This is a genomic window from Diaphorobacter aerolatus (genome assembly GCF_014489535.1).
GTDB lineage: Bacteria > Pseudomonadota > Gammaproteobacteria > Burkholderiales > Burkholderiaceae_C > Diaphorobacter_A > Diaphorobacter_A aerolatus.
The window spans coordinates 488,675-505,845 of sequence record NZ_CP060783.1; the positions used below are offsets into that span (position 1 = coordinate 488,675).

15 protein-coding genes and 4 pseudogenes are annotated in these 17,171 nt (G+C 62.9%); 8 read left to right on the top strand and 11 right to left on the bottom strand.

Annotation, left to right across the window (positions count from 1 at the left end):
• Positions 1-128: 128 nt before the first annotated feature.
• Positions 129-773 carry an FMN-dependent NADH-azoreductase gene (locus H9K75_RS02365; RefSeq protein ID WP_187724623.1) on the top strand — a complete coding sequence of 215 codons (645 nt, stop codon included), beginning with the start codon at positions 129-131 and terminating at the stop codon, positions 771-773.
• Here the strand turns inward: H9K75_RS02365 and H9K75_RS02370 are convergent.
• From H9K75_RS02370 to H9K75_RS02380, 3 genes are all read right to left on the bottom strand, one after another.
• On the bottom strand, positions 692-2,140 hold the full coding sequence (locus H9K75_RS02370; RefSeq protein WP_187724624.1) for a DEAD/DEAH box helicase: 1,449 nt from the start codon (positions 2,138-2,140) through the stop codon (positions 692-694). The genes H9K75_RS02365 and H9K75_RS02370 overlap by 82 nt on opposite strands.
• Positions 2,141-2,246: 106 nt before the next feature.
• Entirely contained in the window at positions 2,247-2,993 is a 747-nt protein-coding gene (locus H9K75_RS02375; protein ID WP_187724625.1) for an LrgB family protein, read from the bottom strand.
• Positions 2,990-3,400, bottom strand: coding sequence for a CidA/LrgA family protein (locus tag H9K75_RS02380; protein WP_226858470.1), 411 nt, complete (start codon positions 3,398-3,400; stop codon positions 2,990-2,992). The genes H9K75_RS02375 and H9K75_RS02380 overlap by 4 nt, the downstream gene beginning before the upstream one ends.
• Before the next feature lie 403 nt (positions 3,401-3,803).
• On the opposite strand from H9K75_RS02380, the gene H9K75_RS02385 reads away from it, so the two are divergent.
• The 6 genes and pseudogenes from H9K75_RS02385 to H9K75_RS02410 all read left to right on the top strand — a co-directional run bounded on the left by H9K75_RS02385 (position 3,804) and on the right by H9K75_RS02410 (position 9,166).
• Entirely contained in the window at positions 3,804-4,553 is a 750-nt protein-coding gene (locus H9K75_RS02385) for an energy-coupling factor ABC transporter ATP-binding protein (protein WP_187724626.1), read from the top strand.
• Positions 4,554-4,571: 18 nt separating this feature from the next.
• A pseudogene (locus H9K75_RS02390) lies at positions 4,572-5,164 on the top strand (CbiQ family ECF transporter T component).
• A 16-nt stretch (positions 5,165-5,180) separates the two neighbouring features.
• Positions 5,181-5,777 (top strand): biotin transporter BioY, encoded by a 597-nt coding sequence (locus H9K75_RS02395; protein WP_226858471.1) that lies wholly within the window; start codon positions 5,181-5,183, stop codon positions 5,775-5,777.
• Positions 5,770-7,260, top strand: a complete 1,491-nt coding sequence (locus tag H9K75_RS02400; RefSeq protein ID WP_187724627.1) for an AMP-binding protein — start codon at positions 5,770-5,772, stop codon at positions 7,258-7,260. Before H9K75_RS02395 ends, H9K75_RS02400 begins: the two co-directional genes overlap by 8 nt.
• Positions 7,260-8,444, top strand: a complete 1,185-nt coding sequence (locus tag H9K75_RS02405; RefSeq protein WP_187725875.1) for a thiolase family protein — start codon at positions 7,260-7,262, stop codon at positions 8,442-8,444. Before H9K75_RS02400 ends, H9K75_RS02405 begins: the two co-directional genes overlap by 1 nt.
• The gene (locus H9K75_RS02410; RefSeq protein ID WP_187724628.1) at positions 8,441-9,166 is read left to right on the top strand and encodes a nitroreductase; all 726 of its coding nucleotides are present in this window, start codon (positions 8,441-8,443) and stop codon (positions 9,164-9,166) included. Before H9K75_RS02405 ends, H9K75_RS02410 begins: the two co-directional genes overlap by 4 nt.
• Positions 9,167-9,274: 108 nt before the next feature.
• Here H9K75_RS02410 and H9K75_RS23360 read toward each other — a convergent pair whose 3' ends face one another.
• The 4 genes and pseudogenes from H9K75_RS23360 to H9K75_RS02425 all read right to left on the bottom strand — a co-directional run bounded on the left by H9K75_RS23360 (position 9,275) and on the right by H9K75_RS02425 (position 12,226).
• Positions 9,275-9,583, bottom strand: a complete 309-nt coding sequence (locus H9K75_RS23360) for a winged helix-turn-helix domain-containing protein (RefSeq protein WP_226858472.1) — start codon at positions 9,581-9,583, stop codon at positions 9,275-9,277.
• Positions 9,541-9,936: a response regulator transcription factor gene (locus H9K75_RS23365; protein ID WP_226858473.1), complete on the bottom strand. Its 396-nt coding sequence runs from the start codon at positions 9,934-9,936 to the stop codon at positions 9,541-9,543. Before H9K75_RS23365 ends, H9K75_RS23360 begins: the two co-directional genes overlap by 43 nt.
• A 278-nt stretch (positions 9,937-10,214) precedes the next feature.
• Positions 10,215-11,017: pseudogene (locus tag H9K75_RS02420) on the bottom strand (MetQ/NlpA family ABC transporter substrate-binding protein).
• A 109-nt stretch (positions 11,018-11,126) separates the two neighbouring features.
• Positions 11,127-12,226 (bottom strand): annotated as a pseudogene (locus H9K75_RS02425) (DUF6817 domain-containing protein).
• A 152-nt stretch (positions 12,227-12,378) separates the two neighbouring features.
• On the opposite strand from H9K75_RS02425, the gene H9K75_RS02430 reads away from it, so the two are divergent.
• Positions 12,379-13,854 (top strand): hypothetical protein, encoded by a 1,476-nt coding sequence (locus H9K75_RS02430; protein ID WP_187724629.1) that lies wholly within the window; start codon positions 12,379-12,381, stop codon positions 13,852-13,854.
• Between the two features lie 71 nt (positions 13,855-13,925).
• Here H9K75_RS02430 and H9K75_RS02435 read toward each other — a convergent pair whose 3' ends face one another.
• The 4 genes and pseudogenes from H9K75_RS02435 to H9K75_RS02450 form a co-directional block, all read right to left on the bottom strand.
• Positions 13,926-14,591 (bottom strand): methionine ABC transporter permease, encoded by a 666-nt coding sequence (locus H9K75_RS02435; protein ID WP_187724630.1) that lies wholly within the window; start codon positions 14,589-14,591, stop codon positions 13,926-13,928.
• 4 nt (positions 14,592-14,595) lie between these two features.
• A pseudogene (locus H9K75_RS02440) lies at positions 14,596-15,644 on the bottom strand (methionine ABC transporter ATP-binding protein).
• Between the two features lie 272 nt (positions 15,645-15,916).
• Entirely contained in the window at positions 15,917-16,615 is a 699-nt protein-coding gene (locus H9K75_RS02445) for an SRPBCC family protein (protein ID WP_187724631.1), read from the bottom strand.
• Between the two features lie 116 nt (positions 16,616-16,731).
• Entirely contained in the window at positions 16,732-17,157 is a 426-nt protein-coding gene (locus tag H9K75_RS02450) for a hypothetical protein (RefSeq protein WP_187724632.1), read from the bottom strand.
• Positions 17,158-17,171: the final 14 nt, after the last annotated feature.

A 17,171-nucleotide genomic window follows, 5' to 3' on the forward strand; every position in this document is an offset into this window, starting at 1 on the left:
CGTCTTATCAATTCATTGTCTCATCACCACAATACATCCATTCGCAAATCGAACAAACCAAGGCCATAGCAATACACAGCTATCAGATCTGCGACTTACCGAATAAACCCTTTGGACAACGAATCATCATGCAATTGCTTCACATCGACTCCTCCATCACCGGCGACAACTCCGTTTCGCGTCTGCTCACCCGTCAGATCGTCGATGCCTTCCTGGCAAGGCATCCCGACACCAAGGTGAGCCGCCTCGATCTGCTGACCGATGCGCCGAATCACTTCACCGCCGACGCCATGGCGCCGCGCACCGGCCAGACGGATGGCCTGTCCGAAGCCCAGGTGCGCGAGAACGCGGTGTCCGAGCGCCTGCTCAGCCAGTTTCTTGCGGCCGACGTGGTCGTCGTCGGCGCACCCTTCTACAACTACACCATCCCCACGCAACTCAAGGCGTGGCTCGACCGCCTCGCACAACCGGGTCGCACCTTCCGCTACACCGCCACAGGTCCCGAAGGGCTTGCCCAAGGCAAGACGGTGATCGTTGCCTCGACGCGTGGCGGGCTGTATTCCACGAGTGCCGAGGGTCAGGCGATGGAACATCAGGAAAGCTACCTGAAGGTGATGTTCGGCTTCTTCGGCATCACCGACGTGCGCTTTGTACGCGCCGAAGGTGTGGCCCTGGGTCCCGATGCCAAGAGTCAGGCACTGGCAAGCGCGTACGAGGACATCGACGCGGCAGTGACGCTCAGCGATGTCCTGGAACTCGCCGAAGCGGCCTGATCGAGGAAATAGAAAACCCGCACCGCTCCAGTTGAAAATGAAAAGCGACAAAGGCCGGATTGCTCCGGCCTTTGTCGTTGGTGCTCACGGTGTCGGGGTTTGCTGACGATGGCCTGAGCGGCGCGCAGCTTGTCCTTCTTGCTCATGCGCTTGCCCTTGACGCCACCGTCGTTGCCGTCCTCGTGCGGTTGGCGCGCGGGAGCGGTTTCCGTCACCGGATACTGCGGCAGCGTCAGCAACTCCAGGTCCAGTGCATTGCGTCTGGCGATCAGTTTCCAGTGTGCTTCCGTGGCGGGAGTGACGAAGCTGATCGCCACGCCGCTTTTGGCGGCCCGGCCCGTGCGGCCGATGCGATGGGTATATTCGACGGGCGAACGCGGCAGGTCGTAGTTGATCACGAGAGGCAACTCATCCACGTGAATGCCACGTGCGGCAAGATCGGTGGTAATCAGCACCTGCCACTGCTGATTCTTGAATTCCTGAAGCACCTGTTGACGCGCGCCCTGACTCAGGTCGCCGTGAAATGCAGTGGCGTTGATCTGGCGGTCATAGAGCTTGTTGGCCACATGTTCGGCGCTGTAGCGGCTTGCCACAAACACCAGCATGCGCTGCCCCGGATGCTGCTGTACCAGTTCATACAACAAGGCGGTGCGCTTGTTGGTGTCGAGAAGATAGGCGCGCTGCTCGATGGTCGCGTCCTGCTGATGCGTGGACGCGATCTCGATGCGCTCGTGATCCGGTCGCAGCAGGGTTGCGACCAACCCCTGAACGGCGGGCGGGAACGTGGCAGAGAGCAACAGCGTCTGGCGCTCGGCAGCCGCCGGCACGAGCGCCATCACTTGATGCAGTTCTTCTGCAAAACCGAGATCCATCAACCGATCCGCTTCATCGAGCACCCAGGTGCGAATCGTCTTGAGCTGCAAACGGCTGTGTTCCACCACGTCGAGCAGACGTCCGGGCGTGGCGATCACCATGTCAACGCCTCCGCGCAGCGCCATCAGTTGGGGATTGATCGACACCCCGCCGGTCAGCACGCCAACCTTGGGGCGCTTGCCCAGAGATTCGCCCAACTGGTAGATCAGTTCGGCAACCTGAGCCGCCAGTTCGCGCGTGGGCACGAGGATCAGCGCCTGCGTCTGCCTCGCGCCGCCCTGCCGCGTGGCCGCATCGCTCAGCATCCAGGCTTGCAGCAGCGGCAGCACATAGGCAGCGGTCTTTCCTGTGCCGGTGGGTGCGCAGGCCAGCAGGTCGCGTCCGGCCAGGACGACCGGAATGGCCTGCTGCTGAATGGCGGTCGGGGCAATCAGGCCACGGGAATGCGCGGCCTGGGCCAGCGAGGGCGCGAGGCCCAGATCGGAAAAGGACATGTATTGCATTGGGCGGAACGCGCCGCCGGTTGGAGACTGAAAACGCAAGCCGCTATTGTCGGGCCTGAGTGGGCGCTGCGTGCGCGATGCCCGGGAAGAACCCGCGTTATTTCAGCGCGAGCACCAGAATCGGCATCAGCAAGGCCGTGAGAATGCCATTGAGTCCCATCGCCAGCGCCGCGAAACTCCCCGATACCGGGTTGATCTGCAATTCCCGCGCCATGCCGATGGCATGAGCGGTCAAGCCAATCGCAAAGCCACGCGCGGCCGGATCGCTGACCTTGAGCAGACGCAGCAAGGGATGCGAGATCACCGTGCCGACCACGCCGGTGATGACGACCGCCACGGCAGCCAGCGCCGGTAGGCCGCCAAACCGCTCGGCCATGGGAATCGCAATCGGCATGGTGGCCGACTTGGGCATGAGCGATGCGAGCGTCTGCCAGCTCCCACCCAGCGCCCAGGCGATGCCGACGGCGCCCATCATCGCCACCAGAGAACCCGCCAGCAGCGCGATCAGCAACGGCCTCCAGATGCGTTTGAGGCGATCAAGCTGCGCAAACAGCGGTACCGCAATCGCCACCGTCGCGGGGCCCACCCACCAACTGAGCGGTCTGGTGGCCACGGCGTAAGTGGTATAGGAGGTGCCGCTCGACCACAGCACCAGCATCACCACCAGCGAGGTCGTGGCGACCGGCACCAGCAGCGGGTTGCCGCCAAATCCGCGATACAGCTTCTGCGCGGCAAGGTAGGCAGCGAAGCTCACGCCGATCCACAGAACTGCGGCCAGCATGAAGGCATGCCAATCGGAAAACGGCTGCGGCGCGTGCGCAAGCGCCGGGAAAAGCGAGTTCATGCCTTGCCCTCCGTCGGCGCTGCTTCTGAATGTGCCCCGGTGTCCGTCTGGCCTGCTTGCCTGCGCAGCAAATGCTGAAGAATCACCGCAGTGACCCCCAGCGTGATCACCGCCCCCGCCACACCGGCGACCAGAAACGGCAGCCACTCCTCACGCACTCGGCCAAAGTTGTCGATCAGGCCGACGACGGCTGGTGCGAGCATCAGCATCATGTTGCGCAGCAAGCCGCCGCTGACCTTGCCAAGCGCCGCCGGAACGCGGCCAAGCACCACCAACGCCACGGTCAGGCCCACGAGACCCACGAGCGAACCAGGCACGGGCAAATTCAGCGCGCGCACCAGAAAATCGCCCGCCAGCTGAAAGACGACCAGAGCGGCAACCGACAAGGCAATGAAGAACAATGGCACGGCGTATCCACGAAAAGAAGGGAGCGGGAACGTGCGAGCTTACCCAAGAGTGTCATTCGTCGCTGGCAGTGCGAAATCAGGGGCAGATCCGCTCCCGAATGAGCCCGAAAGGATGCTAATTGCTTGGACTTTGGCGAGTCCGATGCCACGATTTGACGGCAGTTGACTGCAAATACATGCACGTTCGCAGCACCAAATTGTTGTTGCCTCTAAATACCCTACATCTACCAGCAACTTCGCTCATCACGACGGTTTCCTGCGAGCAAAATAACCGAAGTTAGAACACGTTTTTCAGAGCAATTAAATTCACTTATGGGCGAATTCAAGGTGCGTTGGGGTCATTTGTGATCCATAGAATGAAAAGAACGAGGCCTTGCCGCCCGTGTTTCATTTTTCGACGCTCATGCTTGCTCCTTTTTGCACCTCTTCGAACGACGCCGCTGAAAGCCTGATCAACATCACGCTCACAGACGTGGTGCTTGACCGTGGGTGCACACGGGTGTTCGACTCGCTGAACCTGACGCTGAACGAGCCACGCATTGGCTTGATCGGTGACAACGGGGCGGGAAAGACGAGCCTGCTGCGCCTCTTGTGCGGACTCGAGGTGCCACAGGCCGGGAATGTGTGCCTGACTGGCTTGAATCTTGATGAGGCGGCGCCAGCGCGTGCGTCGCTCGCGGGGCTGATGTTTCAGAACCCGGACGACCAGATCATCTTCCCCGTGGTGGTTGAGGAAATCGCGCTCTCGCTGCGCGCGCATGGCATGAAAAAACCGCAGGCGTTGCAAGCCGCGCGCGACCTGCTCGCAGAACGCGGGCTCGCAAACTGGGCCGACCGGGCGATCAGCAGCCTGAGCCAGGGGCAGCGCCAGCATGTGTGCTGGCTGGCGCTGCTCGCCGCTCGCCCTCGCGTGCTGCTGCTCGACGAACCGTTTGCCAGCCTCGACCTCCCGGGGCAGGCGCGCCTTGCGCGCGATATTGCCAACGCACGCCAACAGGTGCTCGTCTCGACGCATCTGCTCTCGCACGTGCGGGACTTTGCGCGCGTCATCTGGCTCGATCAGGGTCGCGTTCGCGCGGACGGACCGGGTGCCGAGGTCTGCGCGGCGTATGAGGCCGACGTCGCTTCACGCGCCGATGCGAGCGCGGACTGAGGCGCGGGATCGATCCACATGGGAAGCCTCTACAGCGACATTCCAACCTGGCTGCACCGCATTGCCGCCGGCCACAAGCTGCTCGTGCTTGCGGTGCTCGGCGCGCTGCTGTTTCTCACCTCGTCGCCGCTCGTGCTGGCTGCTGCCGCGCTTGGCTGCGCACTGCTCTGGCTTTCGCTGGGCAGGGCCACGGCGGGGCCAGGCGCCTGCTGGTGTCGGTGCTGATCGCCGCCTTGCTGGTGGCGGCGTTCCACATCTACATGGGCAACTACACGGTCGCGGCGGTGAGCACGCTGCGACTGGCCTGTGCCTCGGTGCTTGGCGTGGCGTTCACGGTCAGCACGCGGCCATCCGACATCGTCGACGTGCTGGAAAAGCTGCTCGCGCCACTCTCGCATCTGGGCCTGCATCCCGAGCGTCTCGCACTGCAGATTGCGTTGATGCTGCGCTTTACCGAACACTTTTTCACGCAGTGGCAAAAGCTGGCCGACGCCTACCGGCTGCGCACCGGACGACACGGTGGCTTCCGGCTGATTGCGCCACTCGCCATCCACATGCTGCATGCCTCGCGCCGCGTCGCCGACGCGCTGTGGGCGCGCCTTGGTCATTGAAAACAGGAGCCCATCCATGAAACCCCAAACTCTGCACACCGTCTCCCGCTCGACCGCCTCATCGATGGCGCAGGTCGCGCTGTTCGCGGCCCTCATGGCCGTGCTCGGGCTGATTCCGAAGATCGATCTGCCGATGGGCGTGCCGATCACCGCACAGTCGCTGGGCGTGATGCTCGCGGGCGTGCTGCTCGGGCCTAAGCGCGGATTCCAGGCGATGGCGCTGTTTCTGCTGGCCGTGGCGGCGGGCCTTCCGCTGCTGTCGGGCGGACGCGGCGGCATAGGGGTGTTCATGGCCCCGTCGGCCGGCTATCTGATCGGCTACGCACCGGCTGCGTTGATCGCGGGTGCCATCATGCGCGCCGTGCCGCAACGCAGCCCGGGGGTGATTGCCGTAGGTGCATTCGTGGCGGCGCTTGTCGGTGGCCTGCTCGCGCTGCATCTGTTCGGCGTGCTCGGGCTGATGCTGCTCGCGCACCTGTCGCTCAAGCAGGCGGTGATCGCGACCTTGGCCTTCGTGCCCGGCGATCTGATCAAGTGCGTGCTCTGCGCACTGGTCACGCACACCGTTGCGCGCGGTCTGCCTGATTGGCAGTTTGGCGGCCGACGTGCCTGAACCTGAAGCACACGCCCTGGCCGCCGCGCTGCACGATTTTTGGGAATTGGTGCACGGCCCGCTCGCGCACTGGGCGCGGTTGACGCCGCATGCCACGGCTTTGCGCAGCGAATCGCGCAGCCTCAGCTTTGCGCAACTGCAAGGTGAGGTCGAACTGCGCCGCGAGGCCATCATCGCGCAGCAAAAACCCGCCATGCTGCTCGTCGATGCATCTCGCGGCACGCTGGAGTGCGTGATCGAATTTCTGGCCGTCATCGCGAGTGGCAGATGCGCCGCCGTGGCAGATCCAGAATGGCCGCAGCCCGTACACGAACGCGTGCAGGCCTGCCTTCCGGACGCGCCAAGCCGGTTGCATGCGGCCACGCCACTCGCTGCCTTCTACACCGGCTTCACCTCGGGCAGCACAGGCATGCCCAAGGGGTTCATGCGCCACCACCGCTCGTGGGCGGAGAGCTTTCGCGTAGGCATTGCAGATTTCGGAGCGGTCGCCGCGCAGCGCGTGCTGGCGCCGGGGCGGATGTCGCATTCGCTGTTTCTGTTCGGCGTCATGCACGGTCTGTGGTGCGGCGCAGGCGCCCTGGTGCAGGAGAAATTTTCGGCGCTGCGCTGCCTGCAATGGCTGGCCGAAGATGCCGCTGCGGTGCTGGTCGCCGTGCCGAGCCAGTTGCTGCTGATGCTGCAATGGGCACGGCAGCGCCGCATGGCGCCGATTCCCCGCGTAGAACTGGTCCAGATCAGCGGTGCGCGCTGGATGCGCTCGCAAACTCCTGCGCTCAAGGCGCTGTTTCCCAATGCGCGCATCGTCGAGTTCTACGGCGCGTCCGAAGCCAGCTACGTCGCGTGGATGGATGCGGACAGCAACGCCTGCGCCACGGCGGTGGGCAGACCGTTCAGCAATGTGGAGCTTTCGATCCGCTCGGTCGAAGGTGAGGATGGCGAGAACGGCCTGATCTACCTGCGCAGTCCCATGGTCTTCATGGACTACGTGGGCCAGCATGTGGATCGCACCGGCGTGCTGCGCGACGGCGACTGGCTGTCGGTGCGCGACATGGGGCACGTCGATGAGCAGGGTCTGCTGCATCTGGCCGGTCGGCAAAGCCGCATGATCGTCACGCGCGGCAAGAACCTGTTTCCCGAGGAAGTTGAAACACTGCTGCAGGATCACCCGGCGATTGCGCGCGCCTCGCTCCAGGGCGTCGCAGACGGGCTGCGCGGCATGCAGTTGCATGCGATTTTGCAATGGCGCGATCCTGCCAACGCCTCCCCGCCCACGGCGCAGCAACTCGCGCAGTGGCTGCACGCGCGCACCGAGGCATTCAAGCTGCCGCGCCAATGGTGGACGGCCAACGAGTCCTGGCCGCAAACCAGCAGCGGCAAGACCGATCACCGGCAGTTGGCCGACGCGCTGCAACTGGCCCTCGCGGGCGAGCCTTGCGAGATTCTTCGACCACTGTGCGCACCCAGCACGGCGAGCGCGCCATGATGCAGCCCGCCACACCCATCATCGCGTGGGCCCGCAGCCCCGTCGCACCGATTGGCGGCGCCTTGAGCGCCCTGCTTCCACACGAGCTGGCCGCGCCGGTGCTGCGCGAGCTGCTCGCGCGCGCCGGCGTGTCGCTGCGGCACGTGGATGCGGTGGTGCTCGGCAATGCGCTAGGCGCGGGTGGCAATCCGGCACGCATGACGGCGCTGGCCGCAGGTCTGCCGCAAAGCTGCGCAGCATTCACCGTGGATAGCCAGTGCTGCTCCGGCCTTGACGCCATCGCCATGGCCACGGGGTTGATCGCCTCGGGACAGGCCAGTGTGGTGATCGCGGGCGGCGTCGAGGCCTGGAGCCGCGCACCGATTCGCCAGACGCGTCCGATGCACGCTGATGAATCCGCACAAACCTACGAACGACCGCCCTTCGCACCCGATCCCGCGCAAGACCCGGACCTGTTGCAGGCCGCAGCCGATCACGCCTTCGCGCTAGGCATCACCCGCGCCGAGCAGGATGCATACGCGGTTGCCAGCCATGAACGCGCGCTGGCGGCCTCGCGCGATGCCACGGTGGCCGTTGCCGGGCTCGACCACGATGCCTACCCGCGCAGCATCGGGCTCGCGCGTGCCGGGCGCATGCCGATTCTTGCGAGCGCGGCAGAAGACGTTGAGCGGCGTTGCTCATTGAGCGCGCTCGACATCTCGCCCAAGGCCGATGGCGCCGCGATGGTCTTGCTGGCCTCGACGCGCTTCTGCCAGCAATGGGGAATTGCGGCGCGCACGCATTGGCTGGTAGGGGCGAGCCTCGGAAGCGCGCCCGCCATGCCGTTGACCGCTGCTGCGGCGGCGGCAACCAGAGCACTTGCGCTGCCAGCCGCCAGCTTGCCGGAAACGTCGATGACCGCCCGCGACATGCATGCCATCGAGCTGCACGATGCGTTTGCCGCGCAGGGTCTTTCGTTCTGCCGGAGCCTCGGCATTGCGCCGGATCGCATCAACGCGAGCGGCGGCGGTCTGGCGCGCGGCCATCCGATAGGCGCGTCGGGTGCGGTTGCTCTCGTGAGCCTGTTGGGCACACTGCAGCAGCAGACCGCCAACTCCCATCACAAAGCCCTGGGCCTTGCCGCCATCGCCGCTGCCGGCGGGCTGGGATCGGCCTGCATCGTGCAGATGGACGGCGCGTCATGAAGAATGCGGAACCCGTCGCGAGCCATGACCTGAGCGCGGCGCTTGGCTTTCTGCACGACCGCCGCTCGGTGCGCGCCTACACCGCTCGCGACGTGCCGCAGGCGTTGCTCGCGCAATTGCTGTGTGCCGCGCGTGCGGCACCGAGTGGAGCCAATCTGCAACCCGGCAGGTTCATTCAGGTGAGCGGCACCGCGCGCGAGACACTGAGCAATGCGTTGATCCACCGCGTGCGCGGCGGGCACGAGGAGCGCGAGGACTATGGCTACTTTCCTCGCCCCATGCCGATGCTGTTGCGCAAACGCCAGGTGGCCGCAGCGCAGGCCTTGTATGGCGCGCTCGGCATTGCGCGTGGCGACGAGGCTGGGCGGGCCGCGCAATTCGAGCGCAACTACCGCTTCTTCGACGCCCCGGTTGCGCTCGTCGTGACGATTGATGCCGCGTTCGGCGCGGGCGGCTACATGGATCTGGGAATGGCGCTGCACGGACTGCAGCTCGCCGCCTCGGCCGTCGGCATGGGCAGTTGCGCGATCGGCGCACTCGCCTCGCATGCCGACACCGTGCGCCGGGTCCTCGATCTGCCCGAGGACCAGCACATCGTATGCGGCGTGGCGCTCGGCTGGCCCGACGGCGACGCACCGGTCAACCAGACTTTCACCGAACGCGCGCCCTTGCACACCTGGTTCGACGTTCGCGACGGGTTGCCGCCTGCGTCCCCCGAGTGATCAGACCCTGCGCCTTGCGTCCCATCCCAAGACTGCACGATGCGATCCCGTGCGTGGTGTGAACAGGCCCAGGAACTGACTATTGCATTCCGCTCATGGGCATCCCGCTCATGGCACGAACACCAGTCCCTTGCCGAAGACCGCACGCACCGGCAGCATCAACTGGGTTCCGGCGAGCGTCTTGCGGCGCAGTCGCATCAGCGACGACTCGATGCGATGAAAGCCGTCCTCCGCTTCGGCGTGCCCCATGGCCTTGACCAGATTGGCCTTGGACACCATGCCGCCGTTGGCCGCCATCAGGCATTCGAGCAGTTCGCATTCACGGCTGGTCAAACGGATCGTGCGCTGGTTCGGAGCGATCAATCGCGGCACGCTCAGATCGAGACGCCAGGAATTCTGTTGCTCGGCGTTGGACACGCGCATCTCGAGCTGGCGAAGCTGGGCACGAATGCCGGCCCGAGTTCGGCAAGCGACAACGGCTTCACGAAGTATTGCAACGCTCCGGCATCGAGACTCGCCACGCGCGCACCCGAATGCGCATTGAGCGACAGCACGATGGCCGGAATCCGCTGTGCCACAAGACGGCGCACCAGCGCAAGACCCGACTCGACGCCGAGGTCCAGATCGACAATCACGAGATCAGCCTTTTCCTTGAGCAGACCGATATAAAAGTCTTCAATCGAACCTGCGCCCCAAGTCGTGTAGCCGGACTCTTCGAGGAAACGGCACACGTGCATTCGATGCGCCTCGTCCCCGTCTACGACCGCCACCGTGAATTTGACTGATGATGTGAGAATTTGTTGCATATTGAAACTACAAGTTTTGGAAAATTTTCTCCATCCACATGTGGTTGCGCCATGCTCAAAACCACTTAGTCACTCACAATGTGTATTTCATTGCTACAGTCTATTGTAAATAATTGTTAGGCTTTTATTGCAACTTTTACACAATTACTTTAGCCAATCGAGAACGGTTTTAACATCTCAGATAGCTGTTACCCAGCCCCGAAAAAAGCCACTTCGGCACTGCGTGGCTGGGTTGGACCCGATCAGAATGCCGGGATCACCGAACCCTTGAATTGGGTTTCGATGTGCTTGCGAACTTCGTCTGAGTGATAGGCTTTGATTAATTTGCTCACCCAGGCCTTGTCTTTATCAGTATCTCTGACGACAAGAATATTTACATATGGATTTTTCGCCGACTCAAGCGCAATCGAGTCCGTCTTCGGATTCAGGCCCGCAGAAATGGCGAAATTGGTGTTGATCGCGGAAGCGTCCAGGTCGTCAAGCGAACGCGGCAACTGGGCGGCGTCGAGTTCCACAAAGCGCAGTTTTTTGGGGTTGGACACCACATCGAGCGGCGTGGCCTTGAGGCCCGCGTTCTCCTTGAGCTTGATCAAACCAAGGCTTTGCAGCAGCAACAGCACACGGCCCCATTGGTGGGATCGTTGGGAATACCGAAACGCCCACCCTCCTTGATCTCATCCAACTTCTTGATCTTCTTGGAGTAGATGCCGATGGGGAAATTCACCGTGTCGGCCACCCAGCCGATCTTGTAGCCACGGTCCTTGACCTGCGCGTCGAGGTACGGACGATGCTGGTAGCTGTTGGCGTCCAGTTCCCCGGCAGCGAGCGCCGCGTTGGGTTGCACGTAGTCGGCGAATTCAAGCACCTGAATCGTCAGACCGTCTCTCTCGGCCACCTTCTTGACTGCCTCCATGATCTGCGCGTGCGGGCCGGCGGTCACACCGAGCTTGATGGAAGTCTTGTCCTGCGCCCAGGTCGGGCCGGACAGCACCGCGACTGCCGCCAAGGCCAACGCGGATTGAAGGAGGGAGCGTTTGGAGAACATGATGTACGGCTTTCTGCCAACTATGCGAAGCCGACTATCGTAATTCACGCGCCTTGCGGGCTATTAGATTCGTTTTGAATATGCATACAACCGCAAGATATGGAGCAACTCAGGTTCGCAGCGCGAGATTGTTGAGTTTGTCAAGGCGTTCGGGCCAGGTGCCCTGCTCTGCCGATTGCAACAGAATTCGCGTCCACGCGATCCAGGCGTCCCATTGCACGCGCTTGTCCCAGGCGTTGCCCCAGGCGCTGAAGCACTGCAATGCGCTGTTCGCCGCAAGCACCGCCTCGTCCTGACGCCCTGCCGACAGATATACCTGCGCCAGAACCATCTGCGGCTCACCGACCCATGGGTTCAGGCGCACGGCCTGTTCCAGCACATTCGTCACCACGTCGAGATCCACCAGCGGCTGGTCGAGCTGTATCACCGACCAGTACAGCGAGGTCGCTGCCGCATCGTCTTCCCTGGTCACGCGCTGCGTGCAGTTGTCGAACACCGGCGGCATCGGCAACTGGTGCTTCAGACCCGGGTGCTGAAGCGCGAGCCCGAGTTGCGACAACTGCGAGATCTTGCGGCTCGGCGGACGCATCGGTCCCGGCCAGAGTGACGCGGCCCAGTGCACGGACTGCTTGCGCGAGGTATCGACGTTGGGCGAGCGCGAGTAGATCTCCTCCTGCCAACTGAACCACTGCTCTATGGTGTCGGCCATGCTCACGATGATGAAGGTCGCCACCTCGTGCGGCGTGAGCCGCACGGTCGAGCGCGGCGCGGGTCCGTTGAGTTCGAGCTCCATGCCGCCATCCGCATCGAAATCCCGCTCCAGCACCTTGTTGACGAACTGGTTGCGGCTCATGGTGCAAAACAGATGCACGAGGCGCTCGGCCGGCTCGCCCACCAGCTCCTGGAGCCGCTCACGCTCGGTGCTCGCATCGAACTTCACCAGATCGACGAATGCGTTGCCGTACACGCTGTGCAGCAGGCCGAGCAACTGCACATCGCGTGGCTGTTGCCACAGCGCGAGCGAACGCGCGACGCCGTAGAGATGGTGGCGAAAAGTCCCGGCCTTGTGCCAATCCTGCCCACGCCGCGCGCGAGCACGGTCGGCAAAACGTGGGCGAGTTCGGGATCGCTGGCGATCCAGTTCTCGTCGAGCAGCGGCTGTGCGCGGGCGAAAAGACTTGTGTCGAGGCTATGCCATGGCAGGATCATCGATAAGGCCCTGGATCGTCTTGCAATTGAAAGCGTGACTATGCATGCAAATGATGGCGCCTGCATCCGGAGAAATCCCGCCTGTCACACCGTGAAAACCACGATCTGCAAACGCCACCGCAAGTCATGGGCGCGACCTATGATGTTCGTCCATGAGCAAAGCCATCACCTGGATTCTGGTCACCGTCTTCGCGCTCGCGCTGGCGGCATTGGGCTTTCTGCTCGCGGCCAACTGGCAGGATGAGCCGCTGTCCGAAGCCTCTCGCAGAACCCAGGTCTACGTAGCGCCCATCGGCAACCAGCTTCTAGGCAATGGTCATGTGCTGCTGATGGGTCTCGACGCACCGCCGCCCGAGAAAGCCAGGGCAGATGCGGTGGAGCCCGCGCGGCAACTCGGACTGAAAATCCTCCAGCGCGAGCAGGAGCGCTGGAAATGGAACGCGCGCCACGGCTCTCTGGATGCAGACGCCGCACCCAAGCTGCTCGACCCAGGCAACGCGGCCATCACAGCGGCGCAGATTCTTGCGGAGGATTTGCGCTGTGCGCCCGAACAATCCGATTGCATCGCCTGGGCCGTGCAGCATCGCAAGCAACTCGCTGCCGCGGACCCGGCACGGCGCGCGGTGCTTGCACGCCTGGCCGCCATTGCCAACGCGCCGCAATACGCCAACGTCTTTCCCATCCATCACGCGGCGCAAGTGCCACCTGTCGCCGTGCTTCGGGCCGGGGCGGAGTTGCAACTCATGCAGGCCGCGCTGCTCTGGAACGACAAGGCGTATGACAAGGCGCTCGATCAACTGGAACTGACCGAACGCATGCGCCAGCGCATCGCGCAGTCGAACAATCTCGTCGCGAGCGTTTTCGCCACCTCGTCGCTGAATCACGGCATCGTCAAATGGATCAGCAATGTCATCACGCGCGATGGCAAACGCCTGCGTCCTCAGGATGCGGAGCGGTTGCAGAAAATTCTGGAAGCGCCGAGGATTTCGCTGCGAAACGGCATGTATGGCGAAATGGTCTCGTCGGCCAGTGTCATTCAGTCGCTCGGTATTGCGCTGAAGTTGCCGCCCGTTCAGGCGAAGGAGTCAACGGCTGACGCGAAAGCCGCGGACTCCCGGACCGAAAGCGTGCTGCACACGCGCCGATTCATCAATGAACGGCTCTTTCTGCCCCATCAGAGCACCAACATCGCTACGCAAGGCTGGCAACTGACGATGGACCTCGCGGACCTACCGCCAAATGAGCTTCAGGCCGCGCAGGAAGCTGCCGCCGACAAGCGCAAGGCATTGATCGACGCGCGCCCGCGCTGGCTTGGTGCGCGCAACATCATCGGAGCACGACTGTTTGACCAGCCGACCGAATCGGCGGACTACGTGCAATACATCCGGCGCGGTATCGATGTGGATGGATTTCGGCGGCTGGCGTTGTTGCAACTGCTGGCCGCGCAGCAGCGCGTGGCCGATGACGGCATGCCGGCGTGGTTGGCCGCAAGCCCGGCGGCGTTGCGCAACCCCTATGACGGCCAGCCGATGCCATGGGATTCCGCCTCGCGAAGCCTGAGCTTCGAGGGCAGCGTCGAGCAGCCGCAGAATCCCGGGAGATCGAAAACCTATCGCGTCAACTTTTGAACGCATTCGACACAGTCATCAAAGGCGAGAGCCTCAAGATGACTTGTGGCGCAGCGCCCCAACCCGGGCGTTTACCGGTGGCTCAAGCGCCTTACCGCCCAATCCCCCAGGCTCTGGATCGCCTGCACGAAGAAGATCAGCACGATCACCACGGCCAGCATGATGTCGGGCAGAAAGCGCTGGTATCCGTAGCGAATGCCGAGATCGCCCAAGCCTCCGCCGCCAATGGCGCCGGCCATGGCGGAATACCCCGTCAGGCTCACGAAGCTGATCGTCAGGCCCGCGACGATGCCCGGCAGGGCCTCCGGCAGCAGCACCTTCCAGACGATCTGGCTGGTGGTCGCGCCCATCGATTGCGCGGCTTCGACGAGGCCGTTGTCGACCTCGCGCAGCGCGGTTTCAACCAGTCGCGCGACAAAGGGCGCAGCGGCCAGCGTCAACGGAACGACGGCGGCCCAGGTGCCGATCGACGAGCCGGTGATCAGGCGCGTGAACGGAATGATCGCCACCAGCAGAATGATGAACGGCGTGGAACGCACGGCGTTGACGATCCAGCCGACAGTGTTGTTGAGGGGTGCGTTTTCCAGTACCCCGCCCCGGTCGGTGAGGCGCAGGAACACGCCGAGCGGAATGCCGATCAGGCCACCGACGAGACCGGACACGCCGACCATGATGATGGTTTCCCAGAGCGACTGCGCGAACAGCTCCAGCATCATTTCAGAAAAATTCTCGAACATTGCCTCAGCCCTCCAACTCGACTTCCTGAACCTGCACGCCCTGCGAGCGCAGTTCGGTGATGCTGGCATTCAGGCGCTGGACCTCGCCGCTGGCATACACGGCCAGCAAGCCAAAGGTCTGATCCTGGATTTCATCGACCTGACCGTGCAGGATCGACAGATCGAGTTCGTAATCGCGAATCAGGCGCGAGAGTATCGGCTGATACGCCTGATCGCCCGAATACGACAGGCGCAGCAAGCGGCCCGTCACGCCCTGGCTCTGCGCCACGTCGGAGAGCTTGCGCACGCGGTCGAGCACGCTCGCTGGCAGCTCCTGCGGCAAGATCTCGTCGATCAGGCTCTTGGTGATGTCCTGCTCGGGCGCGTGAACACATCGATCACGCGTCCCATCTCGACGATGCGCCCTGCCTCGATCACGGCGACGCGATCAGCGATCTGCTTGACCACCTGCATCTGGTGGGTGATCAGCACCACGGTCACGCCAAGCTCGTTGTTCACCTTGCGCAGCAGATCCAGGATCGAGCGCGTGGTTTCGGGGTCGAGCGCCGAAGTGGCCTCGTCGGACAGCAGCACCTTGGGGTTGCTTGCGAGCGCGCGCGCAATGCCCACGCGCTGCTTCTGCCCGCCCGAGATCTGCGCCGGATAGCGGTCGGCAAGCTGGGTCAGGCCGACGAGATCGAGCAGCGGATCGATGCGCTTTCGGATCTCGTCCTTGCTCATGCCCGCGAGTTCCAGCGGCAGCGCGGCGTTGTCGTAGACCGTGCGCGACGACAACAGATTGAAATGCTGAAACACCATGCCAATCTGTCGGCGCGCCTGACGCAACTCGTTGTCATTGAGCTTGGTGAGGTCACGGCCCGCGACAATCACCTCGCCCGAAGTCGGACGGTTCAGCAGATTGATCACGCGCACCAGCGAACTTTTGCCCGCACCGGAGCGGCCGATGATGCCGAAAACCTCGCCCGCGCCGATGGAAAGGTCGATGCCGCGCAAGGCCTCGACAGGGCCTTTGGAGCCCTTGTAGATCTGGGTAATACCCCGTAAATCGATCATGAATGCAGAAAAGAACACGCCGCGGCAGCCTGGTGGAGTCCACCAACCCGCAGCGGCGCTTTCAGGAATGAATTGGATGGCTTGAAATGTAATCGTTCGTCATAAAAGTGACAACGAACAATCCGTTAAGTAATAAGACCCACTGGTTATAAGCAGAGGTGGTCTGCACGGTGTGCAGCGCCGCCGCAGGCACTCGCTCAAAAGGTGACCCGGGTTCGCCCGTATTTTAAGGCGATTCCCAAGGCGATCTCCGGGCGTTACGCGCGCAGGCCCTAACGCGCATCGCTCAGGGCGCCGCCGTTGCTGGCAGCACGCGCGTTGCCACCATTCGGCGCGCTCGCAGAGCCAGAGGCATGGCGGCGCTTCATCTCCCGAAGCAAGGCCGAGAACTGCTCCGCCGTTTCGCTTTTCATCGACGCGGGCCCCACGACCGGCGGCAGCCAGAATCCCGGCTCCACGTCCGCGTGGTAGACCAGCCGCGTCGCGTTAGCACCTTCGTTCGACAGGATCATCTCGCTGTCCATGGCCTTGACCGTCCCTGCAACCGCATGGGCGCGAATGCGCTGCATCGGCACCAGTTCGATTTCCCGCGTGGAGTCATACTCTTTCGAAAACGGCCCGAATCTCGCCGTGCCACTTTGTCTGAGCAAAAGGTGCTGCGCATCGCCCTGCTTCTGCACCGAGCTTGTCGCCAGATTGGGAACAATGCGCGGCATCGCCGAGAAATCGACCAGCACTTCCCAGACGGTTGCGAGCGGCACGTCGATGTGCATGACGATGTCCACGCGGAACCTGTCACCGTCCCGCACCACCGACACCGACCGGGATGGAACCAGCCCCTCGGCCTGACGGGCAACCGACGAGCCACCCTGCGGCGGATAGTCGTCCGCACGCGCACCAACCACGGCGCACAAGCCAAGCCCCACCCCAACCAGCAGGACATTCGTGCACTTGAGGCGACGACGGCTCATCTTCGGTCACTCCTATTCGAGGTGACCAGTCTCCCGTATCGGAGACGAGGCAAGTGCCAGAAATGGCGGCCAAGTCTTGTAGGCGGCGCGGCCAGTGCCTAAAGCTGTCGCTCGTCTTACTTCGCTGGAGGCTGCGGACAACAGGTGTCCGTCTTGGCACAGCCAGGTTGAACTGCAATGGTCACGGTACCCAACCCATGTCTTATACCCGATGACATGAACGAATCCGCATAAGTTATCTTGACATTGTCCGTATTCAAGGCGTCCAGAATTCTGGCGATGCCACGCATGCGCAAGGTCGCCAAATCGAGAGATCTGGGCTCTCCTCGTACAGACTTCGCCACAACGATGGCGTACTCGACGCCGAGCCCATCGCGCCAATCAATAAACCACTCCGCCAATGCCTTGGCTTCGTCAACGCCCAGAGCTGTCGATAGAGGTTCAAAATCGACATCGTGTTGAAGCCTTCCCAAGCTACAAGCAGATACGGGGATCGACAGACATAAACTAACCGCCAGCACAAAAGCGCCAACTCTTGGCATATCAAATCCCTCAT